Source organism: Paenactinomyces guangxiensis (assembly GCF_016055185.1).
Classification (GTDB): domain Bacteria; phylum Bacillota; class Bacilli; order Thermoactinomycetales; family Thermoactinomycetaceae; genus Paenactinomyces; species Paenactinomyces guangxiensis.
Genome location: NZ_JAECVR010000005.1, coordinates 187,088 through 198,772 on the forward strand (window position 1 = coordinate 187,088; position 11,685 = coordinate 198,772).

Annotated in this window: 4 protein-coding genes; 2 read left to right on the forward strand and 2 right to left on the reverse strand. The window is 43.8% G+C overall.

All coding sequences use genetic code 11. From position 1 onward, the window contains the following. Positions 1 to 95: 95 nt before the first annotated feature. Entirely contained in the window at positions 96 to 1,766 is a 1,671-nt protein-coding gene (locus tag I8U27_RS07440) for a cell wall-binding repeat-containing protein (RefSeq protein WP_181751249.1), read from the reverse strand. Between the two features lie 119 nt (positions 1,767 to 1,885). Between I8U27_RS07440 and I8U27_RS07445 the strand changes: the two genes are divergently transcribed. Continuing rightward, complete coding sequence (locus I8U27_RS07445) at positions 1,886 to 2,746, forward strand: PIG-L family deacetylase (protein ID WP_181751248.1); 861 nt, start codon at positions 1,886 to 1,888, stop codon at positions 2,744 to 2,746. A 75-nt stretch (positions 2,747 to 2,821) separates the two neighbouring features. Here the strand turns inward: I8U27_RS07445 and I8U27_RS07450 are convergent, their stop codons facing one another. After that, positions 2,822 to 4,609 carry a cell wall-binding repeat-containing protein gene (locus tag I8U27_RS07450; RefSeq protein ID WP_181751247.1) on the reverse strand — a complete coding sequence of 596 codons (1,788 nt, stop codon included), beginning with the start codon at positions 4,607 to 4,609 and terminating at the stop codon, positions 2,822 to 2,824. Between the two features lie 376 nt (positions 4,610 to 4,985). Here I8U27_RS07450 and I8U27_RS07455 point away from each other — a divergent pair. Beyond that, a partial coding sequence (locus tag I8U27_RS07455) for a DNRLRE domain-containing protein (protein ID WP_198065856.1) occupies positions 4,986 to 11,685 on the forward strand: 6,700 nt, incomplete at its 3' end.

An 11,685-nucleotide genomic window follows, 5' to 3' on the forward strand; every position in this document is an offset into this window, starting at 1 on the left:
TCACCCTCGTTTTTTTGGGTGTCAAGAAGTTAAATGAAGTCTGATGACATGAATGCAACGGGGGCAGAAATTCCTTTATCAGACTGCTGCAGAAACTAGTGTATATATTCATTAACTTGGGATTCAACATATGAAGAAACAGACCCGGTCCCACCTAAAATGTATATGACGTTGATGCTATTTTTATTCGTATTTAAATAGCTTTGTACGTTTGCATCCAGTTGATTTGCCGGAGTTAACAGTAAGGGTGTGGGTACAGAAGCTAAAGACGATGCGAAAGGTCCGCCAGATAAAGCATCAGGGAAGTTTGTCCCGTTTGCAAAGACCAGGAAACCAGGATCCATTGCAAAATAGTTAGCCAGATTAACATTTACCTGGTATCGGTTTTGGCCGTCAATTCTGGACACATTACCTCCTAAACGGGTTAGCTGGTACGCAATATCATTTGATACGGACCCGGTCCCGCCTACAATAATGAAATTTTTAATTTGCGGATGGTCTTGAAGAAATTGATTTATTTCGGTTGGCAGACTCGTATTTGTAACAAGCAAAGTAGGTATTAATGCTTTGCTGGAAATACTTGAAGCTGACAGAGCATCTGAAAAGATTATCCCATTTGTAATAATGGCTGTATCTGATGTCTCAGCCCCCAACAAATCAAACAGTTTTTTTGCAATCCCGGCAGAGACAGCAAAACGGTTCGGGCCATCAATTCTTTCAATTTGCTGCACTCCAAGATTGGATAACTTTCTTTCCACATTGCCTGATACAGACCCGGTTCCACCCAATATAATGGCTTTTTCCGGCTTGCGACGTTGAAGTTCCTGGATCACGTTTGATGATAGTTCCGCAGATTGCGTTAACAGAACGGGAGCATTAAACAAACCGGATATACTGCCTCCGGATAAAGCATCAGGGAAAGTTTCTCCACTTGCGATGATAACTGTGGTCGAATCGGGCATCTCTCTACTAATATTTGCGGAAACTTCATATCTATTGGCTCCGCCAATCCGTTTTAAACCGGGCACTACAGGATCAAAATGCATATAGACGGCATTTCCGGTTGGGCTGACAGATTGGAGGTCTATAAAGTTATGTCCTAAATGTAAAGGGACATTTATTGTGAAATCACCGGCAAAGCTTTTATAGAAAGTTTGATTGCTTGAAAGTTGTGTCTGAGTATCAGTTGAACCGCTGAACACAATGTTTGTTGTATTTGCAGGAAGCCGGTTCATCGGGAAAGAAGGGTTTGTCAGAACGATACCGGGTAAATGATTATCCGGTTGAGTGTAAAAAGTAACATTGCTTAACTCATAGCTATATTCCACTGTTGATGGACTATATGATAATACATAAAAAGAATAGTCACCTGGCGGGAGGGTATCTCCATCGCTGTAATAGGAAAGGTTGCCATCCGAATCAGTACCAACCAGCGCATAATCGATTACACTGCTTTCATGGTTAGCGGTAACTTGAATGGTACTGGCGGTCGCTACCTTGAACACATATTCAACCGTTTTGGTGTCATTGATTTGTCCTGTATAATTGACGGGATTTGAATTAATATTTTCCGCTAAGCTTGTCAGATTTTTGGAGTGCTTTTTCTTACTTTTTAGCGTTTGGATGTTCTGGATGGTTTTTAATTTATGTCCATTTAAAACCAATTTCTTAATATGGTCTTTATTCATTGCAGTAACCGTATGAGGTATAAGAGATGAACAGAGTAACGACAAAATGGTTATAAATGCAAAAATGTATTGACGCAATGGTAACACTCCTTTTATTAAATTCGTTTATTTATTTTATAATATTAATTTCTATTTTAATATACTGTATATAATAAATAATTTATACTATCATATAAATAAAAAAAGTGGGTGATGAAATGTACAGGTGTACTTTTCTTCTTTTAGTTATCTTGCTGACTGCTATTCTCCCTTTAAATTCCACTAGTGCAGCAACCAGAATGAACGTTGTCGATTCCTCAACAAATGTAGTTGTATATTTTTCACCACATGCGGACGATGAAGCTTTAACTTTTTCGGTTCCGATTCTTAATGATGTTCGTTCAGGTAAAAAAGTTTATTTGATTCTGATGTCCGCCGGGGATAAGTCAGGCGCCCGCGATGTTGTAAATGGTATGTATGATGAAGAATCCAGAGATCCGGCTTTATCCGGCCAGTCTCTTTATTGCAAATGGCACCAGAAATATCATCACCCGGCAGAGGAAGGTTATATGGATGGCTGGTTAACGAAAGAGAAATTCGGCCAGGCCCGCATTAGAGAATTTTATAAATCCGCAGAAGCAATGGGAATACCAAAAGATAGAGTAAAAATCAACTTGCTTGCCAACGAGGAATTTACATATAACTCTGTGAAATCGATTATCTCCTTAAACTCCAGGTTGTTCCCTAACGCCCAGTTTAAGTCTTTTTCAGCCATTGATGGCCATGCGGACCACGCAATGGTTGGGAGGGTGTTGAATGATATGTATAAGCAAGGGCAGATCAAAAAGCCGCAAACCAATTATGTATCGATTTACACCGACCGGTTTAGCCAGATGTATGTTCCGGGATATAAGCTGACTTTAACCAACAGTCAGGACCTGGGGAAATTAAAAAATGCCTTAAATGTATATAAAACATGGTCCCCTCGTGAGGGCTTTTATGCGCTGGGATATCATAGTGTTCCGGTACAATTCGATGCCATGGAGAATGATCCATATACGAAAGTGTCAAGATATTAAAAGTATTATATGATAAAAAGGAGCCATTCTACATGCAATAATGTCAGAATGGCTCCTTTTTTGGTGATCAATCCTTTATTGCATATATTGTTCCATCATGTAGATCAGCTGATCATCGGATACGGAACCGGGGCCGCCTTGAACAAACATCTGGTCTATTTTATTCCCTAATGAACGCTGCTGGTTTAAATAAGCTTCTATTTCCGGAGGCAGTTGATCAGGAAGTGTGAGAAGAATAGGTCCTTTGTATTTTGCGGCCAGTGGAGCACCTGATATCACATCCGGGTACACTTCACCAGGCTTATTTGGCACATTATCACCACGCCCGACCACCACGGTATTCACTTTTAGGCTAAAGTATTTAATAATGTTCACATTTACATCAAACCGATTGGCTCCACTGATGCGGTCGACCGTAATACCTTGGGAATAGGACTGTAGCTTTGTTTTTACGGAATCAGATACAGTTCCTGTTCCGCCCAAAATAATAAATTTTTTGTATTGAGGATAATTTTTGATAAATGTATCAATCGAATCCGGTATACTATTCTCACTCACATAAAGTACCGGAATGCCTTTCTCAATAGCTACGCTTAAAGCTGCTGTCGCATCCGTTAAGACGCTTCCATTGGCTATGAAAGCGGTGTCTTGACTGGTACCGTGGCTGTTCATTGTCTGGGTTAAATAATCGGCTACCTTTGCCGAAACCTCAAATCGGTTGGCACCATCAAACCTTACCGTGTTTACACCCAGATCTTTAATTTCTTGTTCGACACCGGAAGAAACAGAACCTGTCCCACCCACAATATATGCGGTTTCAGGTTTGATACGCTTAATCTCTTCGGAGATACTGACGGGCAATGCAGTCGGTGCAGTTAGCAAAATTGGACCGGAATCAAGACCAGCCAGCGGACCACCGGTCACAGCGTCTATGACACTATCCCCCCGGGCAATCGTAACAGATTTAACAGGGTCTTTGGTTAAGGCACGACTGGAATAAGCGGAAACCTCATAGCGATCATTACCATCAATGCGATAGGCACTTGGGTAAATAATTTCATACATACGGTACAAACTGTTTCCGGTTTGATTCTTGGCTAAGAATCCATAGTAGTTATAAGTCGGAGAATTATCTGTCATAAATACTTGTTCAACAAATGATTGGGGCAATGGTTTAAAGTCATTAGAACCGTGCACTCCAAAGGTAAGTGATTCTGCATCCGTATTCCCCTCAAATGAAAAACTGGTGTCGTAGATCGACAGACGGTGGGAATAGGTTGCCGGGTTTGTAACATTTAAATTAGGAAGAGACGTATCTGGCATTTGTGAATATGTCAGACCGGTTACGGTTGCTGTATAAAGTCCGTTTCCATCTTTGACGACAAGGAGATATTCCCCTGCAGGAAGTTGATCTCCTTGATTATATGTAACCGTCCCGTCGAGGTTCGTGATTAATGCATCAGGCTTGTATATTTTTCCAGTAACTGTTAGATCGACGACCCCGTCAGTACTCGTAACAAAACGATAGTAATGGATTTCACCTTGTCTTAAAGATCCGTTATAGGTCACCGGGTCAGTAGAAGCTGCTGTACTTGTTTCAGCAGCTGTTTTGGTTTCGGTACCAGTTATATTTTTTTGTGACTGGATCTTTTTATTTTTCCGGGCAGACTTCTGGTAATTTTTTAATCCAATCTTCCAATCCATTTGATTAGTCTGATTTTTCTCTGAATGAGTATACTTATGCTTTTCAGTAGAAAACTTAAGTATGTGTACTTTTCCTTTTGCGAAAGTAGTTGTTCCCGGTATACAAAGCAGGATAAATAAGGCGAGTGCCATGATGCTTGAAATCCATTTCCTATACAATTGCAAACATCCCCTCATATTTTTTAATTTCTTAATATATTATATCATTTTTTATTGAGTAAACTATATTTTGTATAATTTGAAAATATGGAGGTTTTTAATGGGCTTATGTCGATATTTCAAGCATTTAGTGATCAAGAAAATCTTGCCAATATAAATCCCACGCCGTATAACAGAATACCAATTTTGATTTCCGATTATTTATATAATAAAATATATTTGACTAAATTGTATTATTGCATAATAATTAATTTATTATTATATTTTTAAATATAAATTATCTACACTCTGTCTACAAAGGAAATGGATAGAAATTTAGAAATAGGTATAACTATTTGTGAAATCACACAATAATTTAACAGAGGTTGATATGAAGATGAAAAGAAGGAAAAAGCGAATTCCATTACTTGTTTTTCTCTTAATCTTCTTGTTCAGCAGTCTTCAACCTGCACCGGTACTGGCTGTTGAAGCTGTGAAGAAATGGCGTTATCAGTGGGAATTACAACAATTTCCTCAATCAGGCTCAGAACAAAATGGAAAAACATTGCATATGAAATTGACTCTTGGGATGGTTCAGCTATTGAAAAATAGTGGCTTCCTTGAAAAAATCCAAGGGCTTTTTTCAGACGAGAAGGGGAAAAGCAAAGAAGATTCTGCATCCGTTTTGCCCCAAGTTCAAAAGGTACCAGTGGGAAAGAAGTGGCCTAAACCCAAGAGAGTGAAGGAGCTTGTAAAAAAGAGAAAGCAAAATGTCAAGTTTCATGAACTTTCGGATGGGCGAATTGAGGCAGAGATTAGCACAACTCCAGTTCATTACAAGGATAAAAAAGGCAAGTGGCAAAATATTGATCTCTCTATCGGGCCTTCGCAAGAAGAAGCAGGATATGAATATGCCAGTACAAAAAATACCTTTCAATCTTTTTTTAGCAGCAAATTATCATCGTCATTTATGAAAATGAAATGGGGGAAACATCAACTTAAAGTTGGAGTAGAAAAAGGGAATGCACTTTCTCGAAAGCCTGAGATTAAAGGAAATCAAATCACGTATTTTGATCTTTTTCCGGATACGAAAGTAAACTACGAGGTATTCAGTGACTCAGTCAAGGAAAAAATCATTCTCGAAAAAGTGCCTCAAGATTTCACTTTTCAATATTCATTTGAAATGGAAGGAATGAAAGCCCATCAACAAAATGATGGCTCTATAGCCTTTGTCAGTACTAGGGAAGACCGGGCCTTGTTTACGATCCCCAAGCCTTTCATGTACGACAGCCAAAACGATCCGTCTTCTCCATATGGAAAAACATGGAGTCCGAAAGTAACTCAGAAAATTGAGCAAAATGGATCACGGGCTATTTTAACCATCACAGCGGATCAAAACTGGCTTAAAGATCCGAAACGGAAGTACCCTGTCGTGATTGACCCGACGATTGTGATTCAGCCCACTCCGGGTGAAGATGCACAAGACAGTCAGGATACAATGATTACAAGCAGCTCCCCGAATAGCAACTTCAATGAGAGTTGGAAGATGTCTGTGGGATCAGACCCTGCCCAAACCTCCCGGGCGCTGGTCAAGTTTGATCTGAGTGGGATTGAAGCGGGGACTCAAATTGATTCGGCTCGTGTTGAGCTGTATTATGACCAGCAATTTTGTAACGGTTGTGCCTCGGGAAATACAGACAACCAGGTAAGTTTTTCTCTTCACAGGGTGCTACAGGATTGGGACCCAAAAACGGTTACATGGAATCAAGCTAAAGAGGGAGTGCCCTGGGAATCACCAGGCGGATATTATAAAGCAGATCTAGAGTTCAATCAGGAAACGGTAGATAACCGGGATGATTCGTCCAAAGTGGCAGCGAATGGACAATGGCTCCCAGTTAGAGCCATTCCTGAGGATGCAGCTTATAAAGGGAGTTACCATATCAGTGATAAAGGAGATGGGACAGACACCTTCACCTGGGTTCCACATTTGACGGAAAGCGGTACCTATCAATTCAATGTCCATTATCCTGGCGGAAGCGGCCGGGCGACCAATGCTCCCTTTACGGTTTATCACGCAAATGGTTCCACGAAAGTGGAAGTTGATCAAAGTGCCAGTGGTAGCCATTGGGTGACCAAAGGTTACTATACATTTAATGCGGGAGACAGTCACAAAATCGTGCTGAGCGATCTGGCGGATGGTTCGGTCGTTGCGGATGCGGTTCAATTAGTGAAAAATGGAACGGCAACCAAATACCCGGGCGACACCAATAAATGGCACAGCTATAGTATGCGAAGCTTAGCCCAGGATTGGATCAACGGGACTCAGCCGAACTATGGGGTCTTGATTAAAGTGCGCGATGAGTCGCAAAAATTAGGTGGAGTTCATTATACTGCCAGTTCAAACGCACTTTATTATGATGAAAATACGATTCGTCCGAAACTGGTCATCACCTACGGCAAACCCGGAGTAGAATTGGACGAGCCAACCAAAATCCACTCTACAGGTGCGGAATTGTCCTGGAGTCCATATACAGGCGATGATTTTGTGGAATATCAGGTGCATCGAAGTACAGAGCAAAATTTCGAGCCGGATGAGGACACTTTAGTCGCTCCAATCGAAGATATTCATAAACTTTCGTTTACGGATACAACGGCGGAGCCAACACCGGCCCTGAACTCTCCTGTGGGAAGAGTTTATCCTGAAAAAAAATATTTTTATATGATTGCCGTAAAAACGGCTGATGGTCAGTTGCTTCCATCAGAAACCCGGTTCGTAAGTTTGCCCAAAGCGGGATTGACAAGAGAAATCTTACGCAGCTCCGGGGATGTCACACTCTCAAGCAGTAAACCGACCGCCAATCTGGATACCATTGACGGAAACCCATGGCTGACTGCAGGGAATTACAGTGAAACGTATGGAACGACCCGTTCAGCGATCAAGTTTGATCTTTCTTCTCTTCCTGTTGGAGCCAAAGTGGTACAGTCACGGCTGGGTCTTTGGGAATGGCAGAGGGTACCTGAAAATACAAGTTCATCCCCTGCTAACTATACAGTTCATGCAGTGACCAAAGATTTTACGGAAAGTGCGACCTGGAACTCTCCCTGGAGCCAACCGGGCGGAGATTTTGAAAGCACTTCGCTGAGTGCGAAAAGTATGAGCGATGAGCCGCAGTGGAAATTTTGGGATACAACCCCTGCGGTTCAAGCATGGATGAACAGGACGAAACAATATTATGGATTTGTGGTTAGACATGCCCATGAATCAGGGACTGTAAAAGAAAGAACAATGTTCCTGGGGAGTGAGACCCCGACCCGGTCATTGCGTCCCAAGCTGGAAGTAACCTATACGGAACAATCAGCGGCCCGCAGTTATTATGCTCCGGATACCCCAGTCACCATGCTTCCGGGTACCACTTACGAAGCTCATGTGACGTTGACCAATACCACGAATCAAACCTGGAGCGGGGCCAATGACAGGCTCTCTTACCACTGGGTATTACCTTCCGGAGAGGAAGTGACCAGTACAGACAACCGCCTGGAAACATCATTCCGGCCGATTGATGAAAACGGTCTGGAGGCTCCAACTCCCGTCGATATCGCACCTGGGGAGAGCATTACTGTAAAGGCCAAAATTAAAGCCCCTGCTCTCAACCAAGGCACGATCAGACAGGGATATACGTTGCGCTGGGATATCAGGCAGTCCGGCCAGTGGCTGTCGCAAAGCTCAGACCCTGTTGCCACACTGGATCAAAAAGTTGTTGTGGAGAATGAACAGGATGGAAAAGCATTAGGGTCCTCAGCTGCTCATGTAGACGATTATGCCGGTCCCAACAGTAAAGCCGGAGTAAACTTGTATAAAGGAAATGTATCCTTTGCCTTTACGCCGTTTTCCAACCCGTCGAAAGGCTTTGATACGTATGTCCACCTCACCTATAACAGCTTGGATGACCATGATTCTGTATTGGGAAGGGGCTGGTCAATCGCCACCAATTCACAGATGAGTCTGGGGGCTCCCGTGAACAATGCGGCGATGGTAAACCAGTATGACCAGATTGTCTCCGGATCTGTGGTTCTCATTGATGAAGAAGGCGGCAGCCACACCTTTACCTACGACACGACCCAGAAAAAGTTTGTTGCGCCGCCGGGAACCAATATGTATCTCCGGTACTTGAGTGGAAGCAACAAACGGAAAAAATGGGTGGTAACCGAATCCAACCGGACCAGTTACTATTTTGATGAACTCGGATATGTAACGGAAGCGGTGGATAAAAACGGAAATAAACTAACCTTCACCTATGAAGAGAGAAAAATAGATAACAAGCCGGCCAAGCTGTTGCGGTATATTACGGACTCGGACAATCGGCGGACACTGACCATCACATATAACAGCAAGAATAAAATTCAGCATATTGACGACGTAGCCGGACGGCGGACTCTGTTCAGCTACGATTCCGAAGGTCGTCTGGTGAAAATCTATGACGGACTTGATACCAATGAGCGAGTGATTAACTATTCTAGGGCGAAAACGTATCAGTTTACCTACCACTCCACGTTGAAATCGCTCATCACCAAAATCACGGATCCGCGTGGACATGATACGCTCTTTAACTACATGGAAAGCGGAGCCGACAAAAATAAAGTAACGGAAATGACCAACCGTGCCGGTGAATTGATCCGTTTTGGCTATAACGGAAACGAACGAATCGTCACCGATCCCAAACTTCGTCAGACCCGGTATTTGTTTGATGCCCGGGGACGTAAGGTCGCAGTCACCGATGCCAATAACAAAGTAACCAAATACGGCTATGACAATGACGATAATCTCACCCGTCTGGAAGAGCCGAATGGTGCCGTCACCACGTGGAGTTATGAAGAGAACGGCTTGCCTTTGACAAAAGTGGATGCGGAAAACAATGCACTTGAGGCAGGAGCAAAGAAAACAGTATACCAATACAGCTACACCCTGGACAACCGGGTCGCCGATCTGGTCAAAGAGACGTCTCCTGAGGGAAAAACCATCACCTATACCTATGACAACCAGGGAAATGTGACTTCCAGGAAGGATGCCTATGGGAATGAGACCAAATACACCTATTACCAGACAAGCAATGGAAAAAACACAGGTCTCTTAAAAACAATAACGGATGCCAACAACCGGGTAACAACTTACGGAGACCCGAATGCCCCGGACTTTGGATATCATCCTACGGGACAACCGAAGAAAATCAAGGATGCACTGGGGAATGTAACCACTTTTACCTACGGGCCTCGGGGCGAAGTTCTGACCATCACCGATGCGAAGGGCAAAACCACGACAAAAACCTATGATATCTTTGGCCGCCCGTTAACCACGAAAGTGCCGAAAGAGACGGCAATCGGGAAGTACATTACAACCCCGGCTCCGGTGTACGACAAAAACGACAATATCGTTTCAAAGACGGCGCCCAATGGAGCAGTCACTTCCTACACGTACGACGAAATGGACCGGGTCACTTCCGAGCATCTCCCTCGGGATGCGGATGCTGCGTTTGACCGGATCAAGAAATATCAATATAACGAAGTAGGCAAACTGGTCAAAGAGATTGAGCCCAAAGGAACTTTAACCCCGGACCAACCGGATGATTATGTGACCACCTATGAATATAACAATTTGGATCAGCTGACTTCCGTTACCAACAGTTTAGGTGACAAGATCACCTATGAGTATGATGATGTAGGTAACCAGATTAAAGTAACTCTGCCGAAAGGGCAATCAACTCCCGATGATAATGACTATTCAGTCCGGAAAACATACGACAAAAACCACCGGGTCATTCAGGAAATCGACGCCAATGGGAACTACACCCACTTCACCTACGATGCCGATGGCAGTGTGACACGCATCAAAGACAAAGATGGGAATCTCACCTATAAGTTCTACGACCTGAGGGGGCTTCTCACCGAAGAGCGGGTCTCCCACGATGAAGGAAAAGTCCGGGTCACAAAGTATCACTACGACAAAGTCGGAAACCTGACCGAAGTAGAGACCCCGCGTGGAACAGAGACGGCGACTGAAGGGGATTATGTCCAGAAAAAGGTGTATGATGCACTCAACCGTGTCAAAGAGATCATCTACCCCAGAGACCCGTCCAGCGGGAACGTACATTTCAGAGCCGAACACAAATTGATCTACAATTATGATTCAGTAGGCAACCTGGTTGAAGTGAGTGCGCCTCCCTCTTATGGGCAAACGGAGCGCAACGTCACGAAGATGTCCTACTTCGATAACGGCTGGATCAAAACCATTGAAGATCCCTGGCAGATGCAAACCTCCTACCAGTATAACGATCTGGGATTGGAAACGGAGCGTACTGTCCTCAGTCCCGACCGCTCCCTGCTGCGGAAGATGACCTGGGATTACCATCCCGACGGGAAGCTCAAGAAATCGTATGACAGCGGAGTCAAAAGCAACTCGGATTCTCCTGTCTTCATCTACAAATACTTTGAGCACCGCTATGATGCCAACGGCAATTTAACCGAGACCAAAGACCTCAGCACCGGAGCCACCGTGGATTTGTACAGGATGGACTACAACGCGGTGAATCAGGTCAGCACCGTGGAGGAAATCGACAATGATGTGGTGAAGAGGAAAATCGAATATGAATACGATGAAAACGGCAACCTCTTCATGGAAATCTATCCCGGCCGGCGCTCCTATTACTACTACAATACAGTCAATCTGGTCGAATCGATGGCAACCAACAATGGAGATCCTGCATCCCCTTACCAGTGGACGGACTACCTGTATACGCCATCCGGGTTAATCAAACAGGAAACCCAGACCAATGGAAATGTCACAACCTATGACTACTACCAGGACCATTTGCTCAAGCAGATGGAGATGAGAAAAGCAGACGGAACCACCCTGCAAAAGCACGTCCTGGAGTACAATGCCAACGGTCATCGCATCAAAGATACCTACACCGGCCTCGATGCCGGCAAACAATTGATCAACAACGTCTACACCTATGAATACGACCCGCGGGACCGCCTGGTCAACTACCAAAAAACCGGCTCCCAGACAGCCAGTGAAAGTTATCTGCTGGACCCGAACAGCA

Bases quoted from the DNA above. Each gene is read 5' to 3' on its own strand.
- I8U27_RS07445 (WP_181751248.1), top strand. From the start codon at position 1,886: ATGTACAGGTGTACTTTTCTTCTTTTAGTTATCTTGCTGACTGCTATT.